Origin of the sequence: Streptococcus sp. KCJ4932 (genome assembly GCF_004352745.1) — a bacterium.
Taxonomy (GTDB): Bacteria; Bacillota; Bacilli; order Lactobacillales; family Streptococcaceae; genus Streptococcus; species Streptococcus ruminicola.
Map to the genome: position 1 here is coordinate 59,222 of NZ_SJWW01000010.1, position 23,829 is coordinate 83,050.

Genomic DNA, 23,829 nt, shown 5'->3' on the forward strand with positions numbered 1-23,829 from the left:
GCTAGGGGACTCAGGTCATTAAACATTTCTCTTGTACTTTCCCCTTTGTCTTACTATGAAAATCGGATTTATCGGAGTCGGAAAAATGGCAACTGCCATCATCAATGGACTTAATGCAACATCACACGATATCATCATTTCAGGTTCTTCACTTCCTCGCTCACGCGAAATTGCAGAGCAACTTGAAGTTGAAGCAGCTCTTTCACACCAAGAACTCATCGACCAATCTGATTTGGTTGTCCTTGGCATCAAGCCACAAATGTTTGAACCTGTCCTTGCTGGACTTCACTTCCACCAACCTATTCTTTCAATGGCAGCTGGTGTCACTCTTGAACGCCTTGGCAAATTGACAGATCCAAACCTTCCATTAATCCGCATTATGCCAAACCTTAATGCACAAATCTTGAAAAGTACAACCGCTATTTGTACAAATGACAAAGTCTCTGCTGAACTTCTAGCAACTGCCAAAGAAATCACTGACAGTTTTGGTTCAACCTTTGATATTCCTGAAAAAGATTTTGATACCTTTACAGCCCTTGCTGGATCAAGCCCAGCTTACATTTACCTCTTTATCGAGGCGCTTGCCAAAGCTGGTGTTAAATACGGTATTCCAAAAGAAAAATCACTAGACATCGTGACACAAACAGTTCTTGCTAGTGCCGAAAATCTTCTTCAAGGTTCTGACAGCCCACACGATTTGATTGATAAAATCTCAAGTCCTGGTGGAACAACCATTGCAGGTCTTCTAGACCTTGAAAAAACTGGCTTAACCGCAAGCGTTGTTTCAAGTATTGATGCGACAATTGCAAAAGCAAAAGCCTTGTAATACACCAAAAAGCGACTGAATTCAGTCGCTTTTTTTATAAAATCATACTAAGAACACCTAGAAAATTATTCAGAGCATGAACAGCAATAGAAAACTCTAGCTTTTGTGTTTTTCGATAAATCATCGCCAGTACTAATCCCATACCACCGTAAAGAATCCAACTTCCCAAATCTGTCGGCATATGAAGTGCTCCAAAAAGAAAACTGCTGACAAAAACACCAAGTTTCGAAAATTGGAAGGCTTGTTTGACAATCAATCCACGAAAAACAAATTCTTCAACAATCGGAGCTGCCACAACTGTCATCACAAAAAGCAAAGCTGGTGACATACCAAGATTTTCAATAACTGATTGATTCAGCGTATTTGCCTTTGTACCATGCTCCAAAACTAAAGTAATGCCTCCAAGCATTCTCACAGGAACCATAACTAAAAATCCCATAAAAATACTCTTCCAAGCATCTCCCGTCAACAACTGACTAGCATGATTTAAAAAGCCTAAACGCTTAGCAATCAAAACCGTTACTAAAGTCACCACTAAAAAAGCTAGGATCAACATAAGAGTTTGCCAAAAAGGCTGATTTTTTCTTAGAAAAGCAATAGGTAATTGTTCCAAGAAAATCACACCTACTGCTAGCCCCAAATATTTAAAAAATGATACCAATTTTTTCATAAGAATCTCCCCCCATTATAAAATCTTTGAAAAAATAATTCGTAAGCCTAAAAATCCTAGAAGCAAACAATACAACCAAATCATCAGTAAAATAACATAAGAAAAGGCAATGCCTAGGAAAGCATACAAAGCAATCAACATCACATTTACAAGAAACATAAAAATCAAAGTTGATACAGCAGTCACTCGCAAAATATACTGATTACGTTCATCATAAAGAGCAATGTAAGCAGCCTTCAAGCGTTTTGGCTGACGAGAAAGCAGCCAATAGTAAATAGCAAAAACAAGACCAGCGCTACCACCACCAAGCAGTAATCCTGACGCAAAATCATTGTCTCTTATCAAACTAGCTAACACCAAACTAAGGCCAGCTAAAGCTAAGATAAAGTAGGAAAGTCTTAGTAAATATCGGCGATACTCTTCCAAACTCTTCTTACGATTCCAGCTAGCAACAGCTTTTAATAACATCATTTACTCCTCTCCCTTTGCTGATAGAAAAATCACTGCAAGTAAATTTAATATCATACTCATACCAAGCCCCATCCCACAAAGAAAATCGCTCATCTTCATGAAGTAGCTAAAAACAAATAAACTTTCTCCTAAAAACAACAAGAACATTCCAGTTTCTTTTCTACTTTCTTGCCTATCAACTATAGCTCTAATCTTTTCCATTTCTACATCTCCCCTTTACGCTTCATCAAAAATAAAGATTTCCTCAATTGTCATGCCAAAATATTTGGCAATTTTATGCGCTAATTCTAAAGAAGCATTGTAGCGTCCTTTTTCTAAGGAAATAATGGTTTGTCTGGTAACTCCAAGTGCCTCAGCAAGCTCAGCTTGGCTGACTTTATTTACTTTTCGGAGTTCTTGAATTCTTGTTTCCATTTATCCCTCCAATGAGTTCTCATTAGTAAAGTTAGATTTACATTCAAAGTATAGTACGCTTTACATTTTGTGTCAAGTTTATTTTACATTTTTTATAAAAGCATCAAAAAAGCTGACCCTTAGGTCAGCTTTTCTGGTCTTATCATAATATTTTGATAACTAATTAGTAGGGTGTTTGAAACGTTCAACGTCACGCGCAATCACAAGTTCTTCATCCGTTGGAATAACAACTGCTTTCACGCGAGCTTGATCCGTTGAAATCACACCATAAGCACCTGAAACATTCTTAGCTGGGTCAACATCGACACCAAACCAAGTCATTCCAGAAATGACATCCGCACGAACATCACTAGAATTTTCACCGATACCAGCGGTGAAGACAATAGCATCCGCACCGTTTAAAACGGCGAAGTATTGTCCAATATATTTTCTCAAGCGATCAACATACATATCATAAGCAAGTTGGCATTTTTCATCACCTTCTGCTTTTCCTGCTAGAATATCACGCATGTCACTTGATTTTTCCGAAATACCGAGTAAACCTGAATCACGATTCAAGATGGTACGAATTTTTTTAGGATCAGCCATCGCTGGCTCACATTCTAGAAGATAAGTAATGACACCTGGATCAATACTTCCTGAACGTGTTCCCATCATTGTACCACCAAGTGGAGTTAATCCCATTGAAGTATCAACAGATTTACCACCTTTAATGGCTGTAATAGAGACTCCATTACCAATATGACAAGTAATCAATTTCAAGTCTTCTAAAGGTTTGCCTAAAACCTTAGCTGCCTCTTGGGCAACGTACTGATGACTTGTACCGTGTGCTCCATATTTACGAATCTTATAATCAGTGTAATAACGATTAGCAATAGGATAACGGTAAGCTACTTCAGGCATTGTCATATGGAAGGCAGTATCAAAAACAACAACGCTCGTAATATCAGGCAATATTTCCTTAAACGCTTTAATCCCAAGAGCTGCTCCAGGATTATGAAGCGGTGCTAGCATTGACAATTCTTCAACCTGTTGAATCACCTTATCGGTTACCAGGGCCGATTCTTTGAAATAATCACCCCCAGCCACCACGCGGTGACCAACACCAGTTATTTCATCATAACTAGCAATAATGTCCATCGAAATCAAGTCATCAAGAAGGATTTTTACAGCAGCTGTATGATCTGGAATATCTTTCGTTTCCGAATACTTCTGACCATTAAATTTTACTGTAGAAACACTGTTTGCAAGGCCGATACGTTCGATTAAACCTTTTGCAATAACTTCTTCCTCAGGCATCTTGTACAGCTGCCATTTGAGACTTGAACTTCCTGCATTAATAGAAATAGTTTTCGCCATAAATTTACCTCTAAAGCGCTTTCATAATATATCTCTATTTTAGCACAACTATTTTAAAAAATCATATTTTCAACATTCCATTTTTTAAATTTCTCAATAAAATCTGTTAAAGCTTCGCGACTTTGCAAGTCAGCAAGCGGGTAAACAAATGTTTCTGGAGTATGTTCAGCCTGTTTCTTCAAGACAAAAATTGACTTAGCATTGGCCGCATTGCCGAAAATAGATTCTGGTAAAGTAATCACCGCAATAACATCAGCGTAATCCTTCAACCATGCCTTTAACAAATTACTTTGTTTACTTGTCAAAAGACTAACCGGTGCTAAAAAGACAGCAATACCATCTTTTTTGAGATATTTGAGAGATTGTTCCATCAACAAATGATGCGCATAAGTGTGTTCATCACTACTTGCTACTTTGTAGCGTTTTGCAATCTCATCATTTGGATAGAAGCCGACTGGAAGGTCACTGATGATGACGTCACTTTCCTTAAGAATCTGTGGGCGCACAGCATCTTCTTGAATGAACTGAGCTTTAGAATCCATCACTTCGGCAATACTTGCTGACAAGTCAATCAACAAATCATCAACTTCAATTCCAAGGTAATTCAAGTCTTTAGATGAATTATTGAGCAAGGTTTGTGCAAGGTTACCTGTTCCGCTACCGATTTCTAAAACATCAAGTTCTTTTGAGGCTGTCAAATTCTCAATAAGGAACATTAAGATAAAGCCAATAGCATCAGGTGTAAATTGGTGGTTTGCCTGAAGTGCTTCTGTTTGAGCAGCTTTAATGAAAATAAACTGAAAAGCACGACGCCATTCTTCTTTAGTTAAATCAAGTTGGCGTAGTTTTTCATTATTAGCAGCTACTGTTTCATTGGCACCTTCAGCACCAAGATAAAAAGAGTTTTGTTCAATAAGTGCATCGTAAATGTGTGTTTTCAACTCATTTTCGATTAACTGTATATTTTCTAGAATCAGCCCATAAGCTGTTTCGATTTTTTCAAAATTCATTTTCCCCTCCAAGACTAATCATATCAAAAAACCTTGAAAATGAAAAGAAAGCACTAGTGACTTTCTTTTTCAAGTGCTTGTTTTTCTTTCTTAGGAAGATAAAACGTGTATTGAAACTCCTCTTTGCTATCTAACGTAACGGTCTCTACTAAGAGTTTGTCTTTGTAGTGATAACTTACTGTTCCTTTATCAAATTGGCATTGTCCTGATTCCTCATCAGCCAAGTCTTTACTCATTTCTGCCATCAGGTAAGCTTGGGCTGATTTTATCTGAGCTTGATGCTGACGCTCACTTGCAACCACGCGCCCCAAATAAAATTGCAAAAGCAGGGCAAAGATAGCCGCCATCAGCAAAGCATATAATAAAATTCCCGCTTTAACTTGTCGTCTCAAAAGTGTAAACAAAACATCTCTCCATATCACTGCCTAATTGCAATTTGATCATCACCTTATTGCCATCCTGACTAATGCTTGATGACGTCACACCAAAGAGCATGGGCTGATACCCCTGACCTGAGGCATTTGTTTTTCGAAAATCATCAGCCTTAGACAAGCCATAAGCCAATTGCTGATTACCTTTACTAACATAGAGTTTGTTGTCAGCAACTTTATCCAACTGACAACCCGCAAGCTCAGAACGTAGCTGCTGAGAAAAGAGCAACCATTTTTCCTCTTGATTCGCCGATAAATAATGGACATTACTTGAAATGCTTTGAGTCAATCCTTGATAAACCAATATGGAACCTGAGATAACCAGCAAAGCCACTAAGCTCTCTAAAAGGGTAAAAGCTCTTAACCTAATTTTTCGTGACATGTAGCACCTCATTTTGCCCATCATAAATGGAAATCTCATTATCATGCTTAACCATACGCACCTCAACCCCATTAATAGCCAAATGGTCTTGTCCTGTTTGAGCGGCCATGGTCGCTACATTAAGTACCTCTTGCTGATGCAAACTCTCTTGCATTTGAGTGCGACTACGGTCCATTTCTCCTAAGACCAGACTAGTTATCGTTGCTAATAAGGCTAGTGCTACCAACCCCTCAAGGAGTATATACGCTTTTAGTTTCTGTTTTTTTATAGTTACCACTTCCTATGTACAATTGATAATTAATGGCTTGATTTTCTGTATGAAACTGTATCTTAGCAAGAGACGAATTGCCCCCTGATTTATCAAAAACAAGCTGATAATTCTTGTCAACCGATACAGTTTTGGGAATCTTAACACTAGTGACCCCATTTGAGATAGCATCTTGCGATATCTGCAAAGTTTGACTTTCCTGCTTAATACTGGCCAATTTTTGTGTGTCACGATAAAGATTTTCAAAGGAAAGAAAGAACAGAGTTTCATCGACCGATTGAAAAATATGATTGACCGAACCTGATAGCATGATGACCATGAAACAAGAAATTGCTAAGGTCAGCAAACTTTCGATGAGGGTAAAGGCGCGAAGAATTTTATTTTTTAGCTTCATTATAGGTTTTGGCTTGCTCTTTCGTAATGTAGCCAATGTCTACTAAATCATCAACACTTGCCTTATCGCCTGTCTTCACCTCATAAAGGTCCATCTGACTTTCGACAACTTTGACAACAGCAGCATCTCCTTTTTCATGCACAACATCCTTTTGATTGCTCAAGTTTGGCACAAATAACAGCATTAAGACACCAATGATTAGCAAAACAATCAACATCTCCACAAGTGTGAAAGCTTCCACAGACTTTTTACGTAGTTTTTTCCAAATTTTTTTCATTAAAAATTTCCTCCCATATTTTGATACATTGGCAAAAGCATTGCCACATAAATTAAAACGATGATTAAAGCAACAAAGACAAAGACCAAAGGCTGAATCAGCTGCGTTGCCTGTGTCAATTGACTAAAGAAATTCTGCCAAGTCTCTTCGGCATAAATATCTAACTCACGACCTAATTTTGACTTAACCTCGCCGTATTCAATCATTAAGCTAAGTTCACGCAAAAAGAAAGGGTAATCCAGCACTTTCTGATGAAAAGATTGACCTGACAATAAAGCTTCCTGCATGTCTTTTCCAATTTCCTGAAAAAGGCGTGATTTTTGCCGCTGCATGAGCTCTACAATCTCCATAAGCTCAATACCTTGCCCGATAAGATTTCCCCACTCACGCGCATAATAGGCGGTCAAATAAAGACGCACGTACCGCCCAAAGATTGGCAAACGACTCAACTGACTATACAGATAAATTGGCGATAAGCGCTTGGCATACAGAACCCCAAGCAGAATTCCTAAAGCTAAAAGAGCAAAGCCACCTAAAATAATCATAGGAAAATGGCTGATAATCTGAGTCGCAAAATTTTGATTTTCCAACTGCGGCAGCAAATAATTTTTCAAGCCCAACATAATCAGAATTAAAAAGCTGAGCAAAATCAAAGGATAAGTCGCCACTTCAATCAATTTCTTTCGAACAACTGACATACTGGCCAAGTAGTCATCAATTTTTAACAAACTCTGCTGACAATTTCCATGAACATCTGCCAAAGCAATCTGAGTGACAATTGTATCTGAAAAGCCTAATTTATCCATCATATCTGCCAAACTTGCCCCGCTTAGCAAAGATTCTTGCATACTATCCACATAAACTTCTGCCAACAATTGACTTCGTCTTAAAAAAGAAACAATTTCTGTTAAATTAAAGCCACTGTTAAAGAGATTGTTAAATAATTGAATCACCTTCCGCTGTTTTTTAAAGGGCAATTTTTTCGATTTTTGCTTCCTCAAGGCTAATATGTCCGTCCCTAGCAAGGCTTTCAATTTGCTCATTCCACCTTGTTGGGGGATACTGTTCAAAATCTCCTTTGGCAAAATCCACAACACCTCCACCGCCAATTAATCGCTGATAAATGATAGCTCGTAAACTATTTTCAAGTTCTTGTCTACTAACCCCCAGCTCCAGTAATCTAGCATAAACACCTGGAATACTTTTTGCATGAATGGTTGAAAAGACGAGCACACCTGTTAGACTAGCTCTAATAACCGCACGCGCTGTCTCACTATCACGGATCTCACCAATAATCAAAATATCAGGTCTATGACGAAGCGAGAGCTTGATAAGATTATCATAAGTCATGCCAATCTCATCATTAAGTTGCAGCTGCAACATATTGTCCTGCTTAATCTCAACAGGGTCTTCTATCGTAATGACCTGCTTATCAGGGAACTTTTCACGAACCAATTGATACATGAGAGTAGTCTTTCCACTCCCTACCGGCCCGGAAAAAAGATAAAGACCTCGACTATCAATCGCCTCTAAAATATTCTTCATCCCATCAAACCAATATTGCAAATCATGACGACCTGAATAAAGAAGTCTGATGACCAGGCTCTCACGCCCGCGATAATCACCAACAGTGGATAAACGCAGTGAAATCTCTTCACCCTCAGCAAATTCATAATCACAAGACCCTAGCTGACTACGACGTTTCTCACCAACATTCATCCCAGCTACAAATTTAAAGTGACTAATCACACTTGTCATCTCATCACTAGCAAGCTCCTGAATAAACTGACGTTCATCACCAACACGTTGATAAATTTCATAGTGCTCCTTCTTAGGAACAATGTAAATATCTTGCGCATTCTTTTCAACAGCATCCTTAATCAGCTGCTTTGCTTTTTCCTGAATCATGTTGACCTCCTCACTTTTATATTCGTAAAAAAATCTCAAAAAAAGAAAAAAACCATGGAAAACTTCCATGATTAAGGTTTAAATTTGCAATTTTGAGGTCTGGGGCTTGGTTCGTCATTTCGAACATTAAAATGATAAGCAAAATGCTCTTTAGTCAATTCTTGCCCATCCTTTAAGATTAAAAGAGAATGATATTGCTGCAAATAATCACCACAATTTTCACACCAGCGTTTCTCGGTTTGATCCCAGAAAGCAGCTTGAAAATTATCATGACACTTACAGCTCGGCAGGTTCATTCTTAACGATTGCCATTCTGATTTGTAAAATGACACAGCTTCTTCAAAGTATTCAAAAGTTTGTTCTTCGATGATATCATCCTGCCAATCATCCAAAAACCACCAGGGTTCCCAGTCCCCAAACATTTTGATTACTTGATACATTTTTTCACTTCCTTATGGTCTTTATTATATAAGAATTAAAGCTAATTTAAAATATATTTGCTTATTTATAATCATTATCATCTAAAAAAGCTTAACAAAAAGGCCTGAGATAAACTCAGGCCTTTTCATTTATTAAACTCAAATGTGAAATCAGATTATTCAGCGTCTGTTGATGCAGATGCTTCAACTGTTTCAGCTTCTTCACTTGTTTCAAGTTCATTAACAGCTTGTGGTTCAAGGTTACGGTAACGTGCCATACCTGTACCAGCTGGAATGATTTTACCGATGATAACATTTTCTTTAAGACCAAGAAGGTGATCTTTTTTACCACGGATAGCAGCATCTGTAAGAACACGAGTTGTTTCTTGGAATGATGCAGCTGACAAGAATGAGTTAGTTTCAAGCGAAGCTTTAGTAATACCCATAAGTACTGGACGTGCAGTTGCAGGAATACCACCAGAGATAACAACATCTTTGTTAGCATCTGTGAAGTCTGCGATATCCATAAGTGTACCTGGAAGAAGATCTGTATCACCTGGATCCATGATACGAACTTTACGAAGCATTTGACGAACCATTACTTCGACGTGTTTATCACCGATTTCTACCCCTTGGCTACGGTATACTTTTTGTACTTCGGCAAGAAGGTAAGTTTCAACTGATAATGTATCACGAACTTCAAGGAGACGTTTAGGTTGGATAGAACCTTCAGTAAGTGGTGCACCACGGTGAACTTCGTCACCAACAGCTACTTTCATACGAGCTGTGAATGGTACCACGTATTCACCCATACCAGTTTTACCTTGAACGTAAACTTTCTTAGTACGTGTAGAAGCATCTTCTTCGATGTCAACAACAGTACCTTTAACTTCAGTGATAACTGCTTCCCCTTTAGGGTTACGAGCTTCAAAGATTTCTTGGATACGAGGAAGACCTTGTGTGATATCGGTATTTGACGCAACACCACCCGTGTGGAAGGTACGCATTGTAAGCTGAGTACCAGGTTCACCGATAGATTGAGCGGCAATTGTACCAACTGCTTCACCAACTTCAACCGCATCACCTGTAGCAAGGTTGACACCATAACAGTGACGACATACACCATGACGAGTGTTACATGTAAATACTGAACGGATTGTTACTTCTTCAACACCAGCTTTAACGATTTCAGCTGCCATATCTTCAGTAATCAATACATCAGCACCAACGATAACTTCACCAGTTTCAGGGTGTTTAACAGATTTCTTAGTATAACGACCAACAAGACGTTCTTCAAGAGTTTCTGTAACTTCTTTACCGTCAGTGATTGCACGGATAACAAGACCACGGTCAGTTCCACAATCGTCTTCACGAATGATAACGTCTTGGGCAACGTCAACCAAACGACGAGTAAGGTAACCAGAGTCGGCAGTCTTAAGGGCTGTATCGGTCATACCTTTACGAGCACCGTGAGTTGAGAAGAACATTTCCAAGACAGACAAACCTTCACGGAAGTTAGACAAGATAGGCAATTCCATGATACGTCCGTTCGGAGCAGCCATCAAACCACGCATACCGGCAAGTTGTGAGAAGTTAGAGATGTTACCACGAGCTCCTGAGTCCATCATCATAACGATTGGGTTCTTAGGATCTTGTGTCTCGATCAGACGTTGTTCAAGTTCTTCTTTAGCTTCACGCCATGTTGTTGTAACAGCAACATAACGGTCATCATCAGTCATCAAACCACGACGGAAGGCTTTGTTAATTTGTTCAACTTTCGTGTGGGCTGCATCGATAATTTCTTGTTTGTTATCGATAACTGGGATATCGGCGATACCCACTGTCAAACCAGCAAGAGTTGAATGATAGTAACCAAGGTCTTTCAAGCGGTCAAGGAAGGCTGATGTTTCTGTTGTACGGAAACGTTTAAAGATTTCCGCGATAATGTTACCAAGATTTTTCTTCTTGAATGGAACGTTGATGTCCAAGCTGTCGATAACAGTGTGGATATCTTGACCAGGTGCCAAGAAGTATTTATCTGGAGTTTTTTCAGTCAAGTTAGCATTGTTTGGTTCTTGAAGGTAAGGTAGATCATCAGGCATGATGTCGTTAAAGAGGATCTTACCAACAGTTGTAACCATGATTTTGTGTTTTTGTTCATCAGTCCATGGTTTGTTTGGCATGCTATCAACTGTAATACCAACACGTGTGTGCAAGTGAACATAACCATTGCGGTATGCCATAACTGCTTCATCACGGTCTTTGAAGACCATTCCTTCACCTTCACGACCTGGTTCTTCCATAGTTAGGTAGTAGTTACCAAGAACCATATCTTGAGATGGAGTTACGACTGGTTTACCATCTTTAGGGTTAAGGATGTGTTCTGCGGCAAGCATAAGAAGACGTGCTTCTGCTTGAGCTTCTTCAGAAAGTGGTACGTGGATGGCCATTTGGTCACCATCGAAGTCGGCATTGTAGGCTTCACAAACAAGTGGGTGAAGACGAAGTGCTTTACCATCGATAAGGACTGGTTCAAAGGCTTGGATACCCAAACGGTGAAGAGTCGGTGCGCGGTTAAGAAGTACTGGGTGTTCTTTAATAACATCTTCAAGAATATCCCAAATACGTTCATCTCCACGTTCAACCATGCGTTTAGCAGCTTTAACGTTACCAGCGTAGTCACGTGCAACGATTTCGCGCATTACGAATGGTTTGAACAATTCGATAGCCATTTCACGTGGCACACCACATTGATACATTTTAAGTGTTGGACCTACGGCGATAACTGAACGTCCAGAGAAGTCAACACGTTTACCAAGCAAGTTTTGACGGAAACGACCTTGTTTACCTTTAAGCATGTGGCTCAAAGATTTAAGAGGACGGCTACCAGGACCTGTAATTGGACGACCACGACGACCGTTATCGATAAGTGCATCAACAGCTTCTTGCAACATACGTTTTTCGTTTTGCACGATAATACCAGGGGCATTCAATTCAAGCAAACGAGCCAAACGGTTGTTACGGTTGATAACACGACGGTAAAGGTCATTCAAGTCAGATGCAGCAAAACGTCCACCATCCAATTGAACCATTGGACGAAGATCTGGTGGAATAACTGGCAAGATGTTAAGTACCATCCATTCTGGTTTGTTACCAGATTTGTAGAAGGCATCAAGAACATCCAAACGACGAACAGCTTTGATACGTTTTTGACCAGTTGCTGTTTTCAATTCTTCTTTAAGTTCAGCGATTTCAGATTTCAAATCAACGCGTTTAAGAAGATCTTGGATAGCTTCCGCACCCATTTTCGCTACGAATGAACCTTGTCCATATTCTTGGATTTTTTCACGGTATTCGCGTTCTGTCAAAAGTGATTTTGGTTCAAGCGGAGTATCTTTTGGATCGATAACCACGTAAGCTGCGAAGTAGATAACTTCTTCAAGTGCACGTGGGCTCATGTCCAAAGTAAGTCCCATACGTGATGGAATACCTTTGAAGTACCAAATGTGTGATACTGGAGCTTTCAATTCGATGTGACCCATACGTTCACGACGAACTTTAGCACGTGTTACTTCAACACCACAGCGGTCACAAACAATTCCTTTATAACGAATACGTTTATATTTACCACAAGCACATTCCCAGTCTTTTGTAGGTCCGAAGATAACTTCATCAAAAAGACCTTCACGTTCTGGTTTGAGCGTACGATAGTTGATTGTTTCAGGTTTTTTAACTTCACCATAAGACCATGAACGGACCTTACTTGGTGAGGCTAATGTGATTTGCATACTTTTAAAACGATTTACGTCAACCACTAGTTTTACCTTTCTTTATTGTACTTTTGAAAATAGCTGAGCTACTTTCTAACTGTCATGACTTACAAATCATTGACTGTAAGACATCATTTATCGTTATAGGACTTATCCAAACAATCCGACTAAGAGAAGCAAAATTTACTTGCAACTCTTATGCCCAAATTGTTCTTTCCTATTATTATTTTTCTTCTGCAGAAACTTCAGCTTTTTCAGCTTCTTCTGTTTCTTGTTTTTGACGAGCTTTTTCAAGATCATCAACGTGCATTACGTCGTCATCTTCACCTTCATCAAGGTCACGAAGTTCAACTTCGTTGTCATCTTCGTCAAGCACGCGCATGTCAAGACCAAGTGATTGCAATTCTTTAACAAGTACTCGGAATGATTCTGGCACACCTGGTTTTGGAATTGGTTTACCTTTAGTGATGGCTTCATAAGCTTTAAGACGACCAGTCACATCATCTGACTTGTAAGTCAAGATTTCTTGAAGGACGTTTGATGCACCATAAGCTTCCAAAGCCCAAACTTCCATTTCACCGAAACGTTGTCCACCAAATTGTGCTTTACCACCAAGAGGTTGTTGTGTAACGAGTGAGTAAGGACCAACTGAACGTGCGTGAAGTTTATCATCAACCATGTGGTGAAGTTTGATCATGTACATGACACCAACTGACACACGGTTATCAAATGGTTCACCAGTACGTCCATCGTAAAGAACTGTCTTAGCGTCGCTAGCCATACCAGCTTCGTTAACAGTATCCCAAAGATCTTCTGAAGTTGCCCCGTCGAAGACCGGTGTTGCAATGTGGATACCAAGGTTACGAGCAGCCATACCAAGGTGAAGTTCCATAACTTGTCCGATGTTCATACGAGATGGCACCCCAAGTGGGTTCAACATAATATCGACTGGAGTTCCGTCTGGAAGGTAAGGCATGTCTTCAACTGGAACAACACGAGAAACAACCCCCTTGTTACCGTGACGACCGGCCATTTTATCTCCGACTTTGATTTTACGTTTTTGTGCGATGTAAACACGAACGAGCATGTTAACACCTGATTGCAATTCATCACCGTTTGCACGTGTAAAGATTTTAACGTCACGAACGACACCATCTCCACCGTGTGGTACACGAAGTGATGTATCACGAACTTCACGAGATTTATCACCGAAGATTGCGTGAAGAAGACGTTCTTCAGCAGAAAGGTCTTTTTCACCTTTAGGTGTTACTTTACCTACAAGGATGTCACCTTCTTTAACTTCAGCACCAATACGGATGATACCCATTTCGTCAAGGTCTTTAAGAGCTTCTTCACCAACGTTTGGAATTTCGCGAGTGATTTCTTCAGGGCCTAACTTAGTATCACGTGTTTCTGATTCAAATTCTTCCAAGTGAACTGATGTATAAACATCTTCTTTAACAAGACGTTCACTCAAGATGATGGCATCTTCATAGTTATAACCATCCCAAGTCATGTAAGCGACGATTGGGTTTTGACCAAGGGCCATTTCACCTTTTTCCATTGAAGGACCATCAGCGATGAAGTCACCTTTTTCAACGATATCGCCAACTTTAACAAGTGTGTGTTGGTTATAAGCTGTACCTGAGTTAGAACGACGGAATTTAGTGATGTGGTAAACATCAAGTGAACCATCTTCACGACGAACTTCAACTTTTTCAGCGTCAGAGAAGACAACTCGTCCATCGTGTTTAGCGATGACAGCAGCACCTGAATCGTGGGCTGCTTGATATTCCATACCAGTACCAACATATGGTGCGTGTGGATCGATCAATGGCACCGCTTGACGTTGCATGTTGGCACCCATGAGGGCACGGTTAGAGTCATCGTTTTCAAGGAAAGGAATACATGCTGTCGCAACGGCAACTACTTGTTTAGGTGAAACGTCAACGAAGTCAACGATGTTTGATGGGAACTCTTGGTTATTACCTTGGTGACGACCCATAACGATGTCTTCAGCAAATGTTCCGTCTTCGTTAAGCTTTGAGTTAGCCTGTGCTACTGTGTATTCATCTTCTTCATCGGCAGTCAACCAAACGATTTCGTTTGTAACCACACCTGTAGCGCGGTCAACTTTACGATATGGTGTTTGGATGAAACCATATTTGTTAAGGTGTCCGTATGTTGACAAGTTATTGATCAAACCGATGTTAGGTCCTTCAGGAGTTTCAATCGGACACATACGACCATAGTGAGTGTAGTGCACGTCACGAACTTCATAACCAGCACGGTCACGAGTCAAACCACCAGGTCCTAAGGCTGACAAACGACGTTTGTGAGACAACTCAGAAAGTGGGTTGTGTTGGTCCATGAACTGTGACAATTGAGAAGAACCGAAGAATTCTTTAACGGCTGCAGTTACAGGACGGATGTTGATGATTTGTTGTGGTGTCAACACTTCGTTATCTTGTACTGACATACGTTCGCGAACGTTACGTTCCATACGAGCAAGACCGATACGGAATTGGTTAGCAAGCAATTCACCAACGGCACGGATACGACGGTTACCCAAGTGGTCGATATCATCAACTTTACCTAGACCTTCAGCAAGGTTAAGGAAGTATGACATTTCAGCCAAGATATCAGCTGGTGTAAGCGCACGTGCTTTGTCATCAGGATTTGCATTACCAACGATTGTAACAACGCGGTCTGGATCAACTGGTGATACAACTTTGAATTTTTGAAGAACAACAGGTTCAGTGACAACAGCGTAATCGTTTGGTGTGTAAACAAATTTGTTAAGGTCACCATCCAATTGATCAGCAATTGAATCGATAACATCACGTGTCATTACTGTACCAGCTTCAACAAGGATTTCACCTGTTTCAGCATCAACCAAGTTTTCAGCAATTGTTTGGTTCAAGAGACGAGTCTTGATGTTAAGTTTTTTGTTGATTTTGTAACGACCAACAGCTGCCAAGTCATAACGACGTGGGTCAAAGAAACGAGCTACAAGCAAGCTACGTGAGCTATCAGCTGTTTTTGGTTCACCTGGACGAAGACGTTCGTAAATTTCTTTAAGTGCTTCGTCAGTACGTGAATCTGCTGGGTTTTTGTGAATATCTTTTTCGATAGTGTTACGAACAAGTTCGCTGTCACCAAAGATATCCATGATTTCATCATCACCTGAGAAACCAAGAGCACGTACAAGTGTTGTAAATGGAATTTTACGTGTACGGTCGATACGCGTGTAAGCAATGTCTTTTGAATCTGTTTCTAATTCAAGCCATGCTCCACGGTTAGGGATTACAGTTGAACCGTAACCAACTTTACCGTTTTTATCAACTTTATCGTTGAAATAAACACCAGGAGAACGAACCAACTGAGAAACGATAATACGTTCACCACCGTTGATGATGAATGTACCCATTTCAGTCATAATTGGGAAATCACCGAAGAAAACTTCTTGAGTTTTGATTTCTCCTGTTTCTTTGTTAATCAAACGGAAGGTTACAAAAATAGGTGCTGAGTAAGATGCATCGTGGATACGAGCTTCTTCAAGCGTATACTTAGGCTCTTTCAATTCGTAACCAACAAATTCAAGTTCCATAGTATCCGTAAAGTTTGTAATTGGAAGTACATCTTCAAAAACTTCTCTTAATCCGTTATCCAAGAAGTCTTTAAAAGAATCCGTTTGAATTTCAATCAAGTTAGGTAAATCAAGAACTTCCTTGATTCTTGAAAAGCTACGACGTGTACGGTGTTTCCCGTACTGAACTTCATGTCCTGCCAAGTTTTTTACTCCTTCATTAAAATACAGAGGTCTATAAACTCCATCATAACCACAATTCTCTTCATACGACGAGAACAATCATTACTTTTTCATTTTGACCTTTATAGTTAGGATGCTTAAAACACCCCGCCAAGTGTGTCGTTGATGTGAATTTTTAGAAACTTTAAATATAGGTTACAAACCGCATTTTTTCTAAAATTAGGCACAAAAAGAGCAGCTAAATCTGACCATAAAAAGTGTGATTTAACTGCTGCAAACCTTAGTTGGACAATATTTCAACTAAAGCAGACGACAAATAGTTGTTAATATTATACCTTATTTTTTCAATTTTTGCAAGTATTTTTAGTTACTGCTGTTGGTTTTAATTGCCGGATTATGAAGCAATGCATCCCATGCTTTCGTGTAGTCACTATCTGTTCCACCGATAGCAAATTTATAGGTCATATTACCAGCGCCAGTCTTAGCCCAATAACTTGTTGTTGTCTCGCCGCTAACATTAAGCGAGCGACCATTTACCGTTACCGTACCAGGCTGCAAACCAGTTGCTTTTAGAACCGTTGACTTAATCACATTTGAAGACAAGTTGTATTTGTCTGTTCCAAATGTATTCGCATTAGCATTATAAATGCTATTAACCAAATCAGCCATATACTGAGCGTTGTATTTGTAACCAGCCATTGAGTCTAGAGAAGTATTATCATCATTACCTGCCCAGCCACCAAGTGTCACTTTTGGTGTTGAAAGCATCAACCAAACATCCGTATAATTGTCGGTTGTACCTGTTTTTCCTGACCAATCTGCTTGCGCTGCTTGACCATTCAAAGCTTGTAAATCTTTGTAGAACTCAGTAGTTGCGCCACCTTTAACAACATCTTTCAACAACTGATTTAAAATACTAGCTGTTGCTTCTGAGAAGACACGAACTGGATTTGCCTTGTGTTGGTAAATGACATTACCTTTATTATCAGTGATGCTATCAACCAAGTATCCTTTCATGTAAACACCACCGTTCGAAATCATTTGATAAGCATTTACTTGTTGAAGAACGGTTGTTTCAATACCACCACCTAAAGGCAGACTTTCAATCGCGTAGTTGTCAACGCTATAATTCATTTTCTTCATGTAAGACTCAATATCAACATTGTGATTGAGCAACATCTGATAAGTCCAATAAGCTGGAATATTCCATGATATATTAAGTGCTTCTTGAAGGTTAATCATGCCAGTTCCGACGTCGTTACCGTGCATGATTGGTTGACCACTTGAGAAATTCGTTGGGTAATTAGAAAGAATACTTGCACTGCCAAGAAGCCCTTGATCAATAGCAATACCGTAAGCGATAATCGGTTTGATACTTGAACCAGGTGAACGGGCGGTATCAAAAGCATGGTTATTTTGGTTGGTTGAATAATCCCTGCCACCGATAAATCCTAAAATCGCACCAGTAGAATTATCCATCAAGACATTCCCAACATCAACTTGTTGAGAACTTCCTTGATCCAGTGTGCCACCATGCTGCGCTACAGCATTTTGCATGGCATTGTAGACATTCTTATCAATTGTTGTCTTGACCGTGTAGCCACCTTGTTGCAAGGTTTCTGAAGCTAATTTGCGGTAAGATTCTTTCGTTGTATCGTTTTTCAATTCTTGTTCAGAAACACCATTTTTCTCAATCAAGTAATCATACATGATATCTTGTGCTTCTTCTAAGACAGAATAGTAAAGGAAATCGTGAGAACTTGTCGTTGCAGATGCTGGTTGAATAAAGTCTTGACTAACATCGTATGACTTATACTCATTGTACTCATCTTTTGTCAAATAGCCTGCGCGGTACATGTTGTAAAGAACATCTTGTTGACGAGAAAGACCATAAGCCATATTTTCCGCATCTTTTAGCTGACCAGCAGCTGTATAAGGCGAATAAACAATTGGACTTTGTGGCAAACCAGCTAAAAATGCAGCTTGTGGAATCGTCAAATCACTTGCAGACACCCCAAAGATTCCTTGAGCAGCCTCTTCAATCCCAGCAATATTTTCACCCTTATTGTTACGTCCAAAAGGTGACACATTCAGGTAATCGGTCAAAATCTCATCTTTATTCAAATAACGTTCCAAAGCCAACGCATAGATAATTTCACGTGATTTACGTTTAAAGGTTGGATCGTCACCTAAGACCTGTTGCTTGATTAACTGTTGCGTCAACGTTGACCCACCACTAGTTTCACCTAGGCCAAGAACAGATCCCAAAGTTGCACGGAAAACCGCCTTAGGAACCACACCATCATGCCCTTCAAAATTTTCATCCTCAGTTGCTACAATGGCATGTTTGATATTTTCTGAAATAGCTTCGCTAGCAACTGGTGTACGTAGCAAGTCCGTATCAATGGCAGCAATCGAACTGCCATCAGAATAAGACATCTGTGACACGCGCGTCAAGGAAGTCACCTGACTGACCAAGCTCTCCTTATCAGGGATTTTAACTGCATCTATCTGACTAGCAAGATAACCAAAAGCTAGACCGACTCCCAACATGACAAACAAGATGACAATGATATAAAAAAAGTCGGTTAACAACTTAACTGTCCTCAAAAAGACTGATCCAAAATCAAGTAAGCCAAGCTTCTGATGATCTGCTTTTTTCTTATTTTTATTTCTCTTACTCATTCTAATACCTCGATAATATTATACCAAACTTTGATAAAGCTTGCATAGAGGCACCGCTTTTTGATATAATAGCCTGTAAACTACAATATCATTGAGGGAAAATCTAGCCCAGCTAGAAGACACAAATATCACCCTCAAAATTTTAAGTAAGGAGAAAGCTCGTGAACATATTCGAAGAACTCAAAGAACGTGGCTTAGTTTTTCAAACAACTGATGAAGAAGCCCTTGTCAAAGCATTAACAGAAGGGCAAGTATCCTATTATACTGGTTATGATCCTACAGCTGATAGTCTTCACCTTGGTCACTTGGTTGCCATTCTAACATCACGTCGCCTTCAAATGGCAGGACATAAACCATATGCTCTTGTTGGAGGAGCTACAGGACTTATCGGTGACCCATCATTTAAAGACGCTGAACGCAGTCTTCAAACAAAAGAAACTGTTGATGGATGGGTTGTTAAAATTCAAAATCAATTGTCACGTTTCCTTGATTTCGAAAATGGCGACAACAAAGCCGTTATGGTTAACAACTATGACTGGTTTGGTAACATTAGCTTCATCGACTTCCTACGTGATGTCGGTAAATACTTTACTGTCAATGCAATGATGAGTAAAGAATCAGTTAAAAAACGTATTGAAACAGGTATCTCATACACTGAGTTTGCCTACCAAATCATGCAAGGTTACGACTTCTACGAATTAAACGACAAATACAACGTTACTTTGCAAATTGGTGGTTCTGACCAATGGGGTAATATGACTGCTGGTACAGAACTTCTTCGTCGTAAAGCTGATAAAACTGGCCACGTGATGACAGTGCCACTTATCACTGACGCTACAGGTAAAAAATTCGGTAAATCTGAAGGAAATGCGGTTTGGCTTGATGCTGATAAAACATCTCCATACGAAATGTACCAATTCTGGCTCAACGTTATGGACGACGATGCTGTTCGCTTCTTGAAAATCTTCACATTCCTTTCACTAGATGAAATCGCTGAAATCGAAAAAGAATTTAACGCTGCACGTCACGAACGTTTGGCACAAAAAGTCCTAGCACGTGAAGTTGTCACACTTGTTCACGGTGAAGAAGCTTACAAAGAAGCTCTTAAAATCACTGAACAACTTTTCGCTGGAAACATCAAGAGCCTTTCAGCAAAAGAATTGAAACAAGGTCTTAACAACGTTCCTAACTACGCTGTTCAAGATGATGATAACCGCAACATCGTTGAAATGCTTGTTGCTGCTAAAATCTCACCATCAAAACGTCAAGCACGTGAAGACGTTCAAAATGGTGCTATCTACATCAACGGTGAACGTGTTCAAGATTTGGACTACACACTTTCTGATGACGATAAAATCGATAACGAACTTACTGTTATCCGTCGCGGTAAGAAAAAATACTTCGTATTGACTTACTAATTTAAAATCATTAACAGATGCTTAAAGCATCTGTTTTTTTATGCCATCAAAAAAGAGAGGAAGTTCCTCTCTTTTTTAACTATTACGACGACTTACCACATTAAACAAATTCACCAAAAGGAAAATTGCCACAAAGATAATTGTAATCGTTGCGCTTGCTGGTGTTTCCCAATAATACGATGTGATAATACCAGTTACCATTCCAATAAAACCAACTAAAACACCAATGAAAATCACTGATCTAAAGTTTTTCCCAAGCCTCATAGCGATACTTGCTGGTAAAACCATAATCGTTGACACCAGCAGAGCTCCTGCTGCCGGAATCGTCAAAGCTATTGCAATCCCAGTCACAATATTGAATAACAATGACATCAAACGAACTGGCAAGCCATCAACAAAAGCTGTTTCCTCATCAAATGTTAGAACATACATCGGTCTGATAAATAATAAAGTCAAAATCAAAACAATAACTGCAATCACAAACAAAGCAATGACTTGACCCATATTAATCGTCACAATCGAACCGAATAAATACTGTTCCAAATTCACACTACCAGCATTCTCTGACTTACTTGTTACAATCAAGGCAACCGCTAAACCAAGCGACATCAGAATCGCCGTAGAAATTTCAATATAGTGCTTATAAACCGTCTGCAAATATTCTAAAACAACAGCTGCAATCGTCACCACAATGACCGTTGACCAGGTTGTCGATTTGCCAAGCAAAATTCCTAAAGCTACACCAGCTAGAGAAACGTGACTAAGCGTATCGCTCATCAAACTCTGATGACGTAGGATTAGGAAAATTCCCAAAATCGGAGCAAAAATACTAATCGCAACTACTGCCATAATGGCGCGTTGCATAAAATCATATGAAAAAATCTCAGTCAGCATTCTTAGCTCCTTTCTTTGTTAAAGCATGAAGATCGAAGCAATGCCAAGGTGTCTTTTGACTACGAACCAAGTGAATGTTACGATCAGCATAACGTTTCACCTCATCTGGATCATGCGTAATCATCAAAACGGATTTTCCGTGTGTATGTGCACTGTGGTGCATCAATTCGTAAAACCTTTCAGTTGTTCCAGCATCCATACCAGTTGTTGGTTCATCTAAAATAAAAATATCAGGATCTGAAGCAAAAATACGCGCAATCACAATACGTTGTTTTTGACCTCCAGATAAGCTACCAATGCGCTTATTACGATTTTCCCACATACCAACTGATTCTAGACTAACCTTAACGTGTTCTTCGTCATGCTTAGTCAAACGACGAAACCAACCATTTCGAGGATATCGACCAGAACGGACGAATTCATGAACCGTTGACGGAAAACCAGCATTAAAACTAGCAATCTGCTGTGGCAAATAGGCAATACGGAGCTTCTTGCCATCTTTATTTATTTTAGAGATTGTCACTTGACCACTCTTTGGTGTCAAAATACCAAGCGTCGCCTTAACCAAAGTTGATTTTGCTGCTCCATTTTCACCAGTTAAAGTAACAAACTCACCACTATCTAAATGGTAATTAATTCCTTCCAATACAGGCTCACTATCATATTGGAAAGATAAATCTTCTACAGTAATATATCTCATTTACACCCTTCTAGCTCATCTGAAAAAGCAGTCAAAAATCTTGAAATAACAGACTGTTCTTCATCTGAAAAATCATCAATCATTTTTTTATACACTGACAATGTCGCATGATGGTGGTGAGTATGTTCATCTGCGACAGGTTTAGCAAGCTCAGTCAATTCAAAATAAGTCACACGGGCATCATCCTTATTTTTCACAGGAGCAAGCATTCCCTCTTTGACCAAACACTTAATAGCTTTCGTAACAGCTGCTTGGCTAATATTCAAACGTTTTGCCAAGGCTGAATTAGTCAAGCGTTCTTGCGACAAGAGCATCAGAATATGTTCTTGTGTATTGGTTAATTCAACACCACTTTGACAAGCACCAAATAATAACTCGTGCTGATTTTCGGCTTTTAATAAAATTTCATTTACTAGACAATCAATTTGTTTTTCTAGCTGCATTATCAACACTCCTCTCACTTCATTAACCAGTTAATTATATCAAAAAGAAAAAGAAGAATCAATTACCTGATTCCCTTTCTTCACAATATCCGTACTTTGTAAACTTCTTTACAGAAGCCTCGCATACTATTAACCAAACGATCTGCTTTTTTCTCTGAGCGACACAAACCAAAAACTGTCGGACCACTTCCTGTCATTAAAGCAGCATCAGCCCCACACTTCATCATACGATCTTTTATTTTTTGGATAAATGGCTTGCGCTTAATCGTAATATCCTCTAAAGAATTCCCCATATGAGCAATAATCTGTTCATAATCATTAGCCAAAACAGCTTCCTTTAAAGAATCAATATCAACACGAGAAATTGTCTCACAATCAATCTCAGGAAAAACCGTGCGCGTTGAAACACCAAAATCAGGCTTAACCAAAACAACCCAAGCAGACAAAGATGTATTTAAACACTCAACAATTTCACCTTTACCAGAAATGCAGGCACAACCAGCTCCCAAACAATAAGGCACATCACTCCCCACTTGAAAGCCAATCTCAATCATTTCTTCTTTAGATAACTTAAGTTGCCATAACTTATTTAAAGCCCTGATAGTGGCAGCAGCATCAGTTGACCCGCCGCCCAAACCAGCACAGATAGGGATAGTTTTCTCCAGTTCAATCTTAACACCAGACTTGATGCCATATCTATCCTTAATGAGCTGAGCTGCCTTAAAAACATCATTTTTAGCATTTAAAGGCATCTTGTGATTATTAGACTCAACAATAATATCTGAACCAGAAATCTCAGATACTGTGATATAGTCATTCAAATCAACACTAACCATAACCATTGATAAATCATGATAACCATCAGGCCTTTTCCCAACAATATCCAAGCCTAAATTAATCTTAGCAGGTGCCTTTTCAATAATAACCATTAAACATTCCTTTTAAAATATTACATCTATTATAACAAATATTCTGAAAAGAACACACCATAATAGTCTCCTTCTATGAAAAACATCATATTTTCAGGAAAACTATTTTTAAAATACTATATTTTCAAATTGATGCACAAAAAAAGCAACTCATCTGAGTTGCTCTCCGTCTACCGCTTTTAAACTCCGCCAGTAGGACTCGAACCTACGACATCATGATTAACAGTCATGCGCTACTACCAACTGAGCTATGGCGGATAAATGCTAAGCGACTACCATATCTAACAGGGGGCAACCCCCAACTACATCAGGCGTGCTAGGGCTTAACTTCTGTGTTCGGCATGGGAACAGGTGTATCTCCTAGGCTATCGTCACTTAACTATGATTGA

At 39.4% G+C, this 23,829-nt stretch carries 23 protein-coding genes, 1 tRNA gene and 1 rRNA gene; 2 read left to right on the forward strand and 23 right to left on the reverse strand.

Annotation, left to right across the window (positions count from 1 at the left end):
- Positions 1–55 precede the first annotated feature (55 nt).
- Positions 56–826: a pyrroline-5-carboxylate reductase gene (gene proC, locus E0E02_RS05740; protein WP_039697503.1), complete on the forward strand. Its 771-nt coding sequence runs from the start codon at positions 56–58 to the stop codon at positions 824–826.
- Between the two features lie 34 nt (positions 827–860).
- Here the strand turns inward: proC and E0E02_RS05745 are convergent, their stop codons facing one another.
- The 17 genes from E0E02_RS05745 to pbp1b form a co-directional block, all read right to left on the reverse strand.
- Complete coding sequence (locus E0E02_RS05745; RefSeq protein ID WP_074965272.1) at positions 861–1,496, reverse strand: type II CAAX endopeptidase family protein; 636 nt, start codon at positions 1,494–1,496, stop codon at positions 861–863.
- Positions 1,497–1,511: 15 nt separating this feature from the next.
- Positions 1,512–1,967: a hypothetical protein gene (locus E0E02_RS05750; protein ID WP_006531739.1), complete on the reverse strand. Its 456-nt coding sequence runs from the start codon at positions 1,965–1,967 to the stop codon at positions 1,512–1,514.
- Entirely contained in the window at positions 1,968–2,168 is a 201-nt protein-coding gene (locus E0E02_RS05755) for a hypothetical protein (protein ID WP_074965270.1), read from the reverse strand.
- A gap of 15 nt (positions 2,169–2,183) precedes the next feature.
- Complete coding sequence (locus E0E02_RS05760) at positions 2,184–2,381, reverse strand: helix-turn-helix transcriptional regulator (protein ID WP_039697420.1); 198 nt, start codon at positions 2,379–2,381, stop codon at positions 2,184–2,186.
- A gap of 159 nt (positions 2,382–2,540) precedes the next feature.
- The gene (locus E0E02_RS05765) at positions 2,541–3,740 is read right to left on the reverse strand and encodes an acetate kinase (protein WP_074482754.1); all 1,200 of its coding nucleotides are present in this window, start codon (positions 3,738–3,740) and stop codon (positions 2,541–2,543) included.
- Between the two features lie 53 nt (positions 3,741–3,793).
- The gene (locus tag E0E02_RS05770) at positions 3,794–4,750 is read right to left on the reverse strand and encodes a class I SAM-dependent methyltransferase (protein ID WP_133018087.1); all 957 of its coding nucleotides are present in this window, start codon (positions 4,748–4,750) and stop codon (positions 3,794–3,796) included.
- Positions 4,751–4,803: 53 nt separating this feature from the next.
- Entirely contained in the window at positions 4,804–5,154 is a 351-nt protein-coding gene (gene comGG / locus E0E02_RS05775) for a competence type IV pilus minor pilin ComGG (RefSeq protein ID WP_133018088.1), read from the reverse strand.
- Positions 5,126–5,563 (reverse strand): competence type IV pilus minor pilin ComGF, encoded by a 438-nt coding sequence (gene comGF / locus E0E02_RS05780; RefSeq protein WP_133018089.1) that lies wholly within the window; start codon positions 5,561–5,563, stop codon positions 5,126–5,128. The genes comGG and comGF overlap by 29 nt, the downstream gene beginning before the upstream one ends.
- The gene (gene comGE / locus E0E02_RS05785; protein ID WP_074564845.1) at positions 5,547–5,840 is read right to left on the reverse strand and encodes a competence type IV pilus minor pilin ComGE; all 294 of its coding nucleotides are present in this window, start codon (positions 5,838–5,840) and stop codon (positions 5,547–5,549) included. The genes comGF and comGE overlap by 17 nt, the downstream gene beginning before the upstream one ends.
- Positions 5,794–6,225: a competence type IV pilus minor pilin ComGD gene (gene comGD, locus E0E02_RS05790; RefSeq protein ID WP_133018090.1), complete on the reverse strand. Its 432-nt coding sequence runs from the start codon at positions 6,223–6,225 to the stop codon at positions 5,794–5,796. Before comGD ends, comGE begins: the two co-directional genes overlap by 47 nt.
- The gene (gene comGC / locus E0E02_RS05795) at positions 6,209–6,502 is read right to left on the reverse strand and encodes a competence type IV pilus major pilin ComGC (RefSeq protein ID WP_074564841.1); all 294 of its coding nucleotides are present in this window, start codon (positions 6,500–6,502) and stop codon (positions 6,209–6,211) included. Before comGC ends, comGD begins: the two co-directional genes overlap by 17 nt.
- A complete protein-coding gene (gene comGB / locus E0E02_RS05800) occupies positions 6,502–7,545 on the reverse strand; it encodes a competence type IV pilus assembly protein ComGB (RefSeq protein WP_206282021.1) in 1,044 nt (347 codons plus the stop codon). Before comGB ends, comGC begins: the two co-directional genes overlap by 1 nt.
- The gene (comGA, locus tag E0E02_RS05805) at positions 7,469–8,410 is read right to left on the reverse strand and encodes a competence type IV pilus ATPase ComGA (RefSeq protein ID WP_133018092.1); all 942 of its coding nucleotides are present in this window, start codon (positions 8,408–8,410) and stop codon (positions 7,469–7,471) included. The genes comGB and comGA overlap by 77 nt, the downstream gene beginning before the upstream one ends.
- Positions 8,411–8,481: 71 nt before the next feature.
- Positions 8,482–8,850 carry a DUF1033 family protein gene (locus tag E0E02_RS05810; RefSeq protein WP_074564836.1) on the reverse strand — a complete coding sequence of 123 codons (369 nt, stop codon included), beginning with the start codon at positions 8,848–8,850 and terminating at the stop codon, positions 8,482–8,484.
- Positions 8,851–9,005: 155 nt separating this feature from the next.
- Complete coding sequence (gene rpoC, locus E0E02_RS05815; RefSeq protein ID WP_133018093.1) at positions 9,006–12,644, reverse strand: DNA-directed RNA polymerase subunit beta'; 3,639 nt, start codon at positions 12,642–12,644, stop codon at positions 9,006–9,008.
- Between the two features lie 178 nt (positions 12,645–12,822).
- Positions 12,823–16,392 (reverse strand): DNA-directed RNA polymerase subunit beta, encoded by a 3,570-nt coding sequence (rpoB, locus tag E0E02_RS05820; protein ID WP_039697354.1) that lies wholly within the window; start codon positions 16,390–16,392, stop codon positions 12,823–12,825.
- Positions 16,393–16,734: 342 nt separating this feature from the next.
- Positions 16,735–19,056, reverse strand: coding sequence for a penicillin-binding protein PBP1B (pbp1b, locus tag E0E02_RS05825; protein WP_133018094.1), 2,322 nt, complete (start codon positions 19,054–19,056; stop codon positions 16,735–16,737).
- 161 nt (positions 19,057–19,217) lie between these two features.
- Between pbp1b and tyrS the strand changes: the two genes are divergently transcribed.
- Positions 19,218–20,474: a tyrosine--tRNA ligase gene (tyrS, locus tag E0E02_RS05830; RefSeq protein ID WP_133018095.1), complete on the forward strand. Its 1,257-nt coding sequence runs from the start codon at positions 19,218–19,220 to the stop codon at positions 20,472–20,474.
- 75 nt (positions 20,475–20,549) lie between these two features.
- Here the strand turns inward: tyrS and E0E02_RS05835 are convergent, their stop codons facing one another.
- The 6 genes from E0E02_RS05835 to rrf all read right to left on the reverse strand — a co-directional run bounded on the left by E0E02_RS05835 (position 20,550) and on the right by rrf (position 23,819).
- Positions 20,550–21,368 carry a metal ABC transporter permease gene (locus E0E02_RS05835; RefSeq protein ID WP_020915966.1) on the reverse strand — a complete coding sequence of 273 codons (819 nt, stop codon included), beginning with the start codon at positions 21,366–21,368 and terminating at the stop codon, positions 20,550–20,552.
- Positions 21,358–22,068 (reverse strand): metal ABC transporter ATP-binding protein, encoded by a 711-nt coding sequence (locus E0E02_RS05840; RefSeq protein ID WP_074603309.1) that lies wholly within the window; start codon positions 22,066–22,068, stop codon positions 21,358–21,360. Before E0E02_RS05840 ends, E0E02_RS05835 begins: the two co-directional genes overlap by 11 nt.
- A complete protein-coding gene (locus E0E02_RS05845) occupies positions 22,065–22,511 on the reverse strand; it encodes a zinc-dependent MarR family transcriptional regulator (RefSeq protein WP_039697349.1) in 447 nt (148 codons plus the stop codon). Before E0E02_RS05845 ends, E0E02_RS05840 begins: the two co-directional genes overlap by 4 nt.
- A gap of 80 nt (positions 22,512–22,591) precedes the next feature.
- Positions 22,592–23,440, reverse strand: a complete 849-nt coding sequence (ispE, locus tag E0E02_RS05850; RefSeq protein ID WP_039697348.1) for a 4-(cytidine 5'-diphospho)-2-C-methyl-D-erythritol kinase — start codon at positions 23,438–23,440, stop codon at positions 22,592–22,594.
- 184 nt (positions 23,441–23,624) lie between these two features.
- Positions 23,625–23,698, reverse strand: a tRNA-Asn gene (locus E0E02_RS05855).
- Positions 23,699–23,703: 5 nt separating this feature from the next.
- Positions 23,704–23,819: ribosomal RNA gene (rrf, locus tag E0E02_RS05860) — 5S ribosomal RNA — on the reverse strand.
- Between the last annotated feature and the right edge of the window lie 10 nt (positions 23,820–23,829).

Bases quoted from the DNA above. Each gene is read 5' to 3' on its own strand.
- proC (WP_039697503.1), top strand. From the start codon at position 56: ATGAAAATCGGATTTATCGGAGTCGGAAAAATGGCAACTGCCATCATC.
- E0E02_RS05745 (WP_074965272.1), bottom strand. From the start codon at position 1,496: ATGAAAAAATTGGTATCATTTTTTAAATATTTGGGGCTAGCAGTAGGT.
- E0E02_RS05750 (WP_006531739.1), bottom strand. From the start codon at position 1,967: ATGATGTTATTAAAAGCTGTTGCTAGCTGGAATCGTAAGAAGAGTTTG.
- E0E02_RS05755 (WP_074965270.1), bottom strand. From the start codon at position 2,168: ATGGAAAAGATTAGAGCTATAGTTGATAGGCAAGAAAGTAGAAAAGAA.
- E0E02_RS05760 (WP_039697420.1), bottom strand. From the start codon at position 2,381: ATGGAAACAAGAATTCAAGAACTCCGAAAAGTAAATAAAGTCAGCCAA.
- E0E02_RS05765 (WP_074482754.1), bottom strand. From the start codon at position 3,740: ATGGCGAAAACTATTTCTATTAATGCAGGAAGTTCAAGTCTCAAATGG.
- E0E02_RS05770 (WP_133018087.1), bottom strand. From the start codon at position 4,750: ATGAATTTTGAAAAAATCGAAACAGCTTATGGGCTGATTCTAGAAAAT.
- comGF (WP_133018089.1), bottom strand. From the start codon at position 5,563: ATGTCACGAAAAATTAGGTTAAGAGCTTTTACCCTTTTAGAGAGCTTA.
- comGD (WP_133018090.1), bottom strand. From the start codon at position 6,225: ATGAAGCTAAAAAATAAAATTCTTCGCGCCTTTACCCTCATCGAAAGT.
- comGC (WP_074564841.1), bottom strand. From the start codon at position 6,502: ATGAAAAAAATTTGGAAAAAACTACGTAAAAAGTCTGTGGAAGCTTTC.
- comGB (WP_206282021.1), bottom strand. From the start codon at position 7,545: ATGAGCAAATTGAAAGCCTTGCTAGGGACGGACATATTAGCCTTGAGG.
- comGA (WP_133018092.1), bottom strand. From the start codon at position 8,410: ATGATTCAGGAAAAAGCAAAGCAGCTGATTAAGGATGCTGTTGAAAAG.
- E0E02_RS05810 (WP_074564836.1), bottom strand. From the start codon at position 8,850: ATGTATCAAGTAATCAAAATGTTTGGGGACTGGGAACCCTGGTGGTTT.
- pbp1b (WP_133018094.1), bottom strand. From the start codon at position 19,056: ATGAGTAAGAGAAATAAAAATAAGAAAAAAGCAGATCATCAGAAGCTT.
- E0E02_RS05835 (WP_020915966.1), bottom strand. From the start codon at position 21,368: ATGCTGACTGAGATTTTTTCATATGATTTTATGCAACGCGCCATTATG.
- E0E02_RS05840 (WP_074603309.1), bottom strand. From the start codon at position 22,068: ATGAGATATATTACTGTAGAAGATTTATCTTTCCAATATGATAGTGAG.
- E0E02_RS05845 (WP_039697349.1), bottom strand. From the start codon at position 22,511: ATGCAGCTAGAAAAACAAATTGATTGTCTAGTAAATGAAATTTTATTA.
- ispE (WP_039697348.1), bottom strand. From the start codon at position 23,440: ATGGTTATTATTGAAAAGGCACCTGCTAAGATTAATTTAGGCTTGGAT.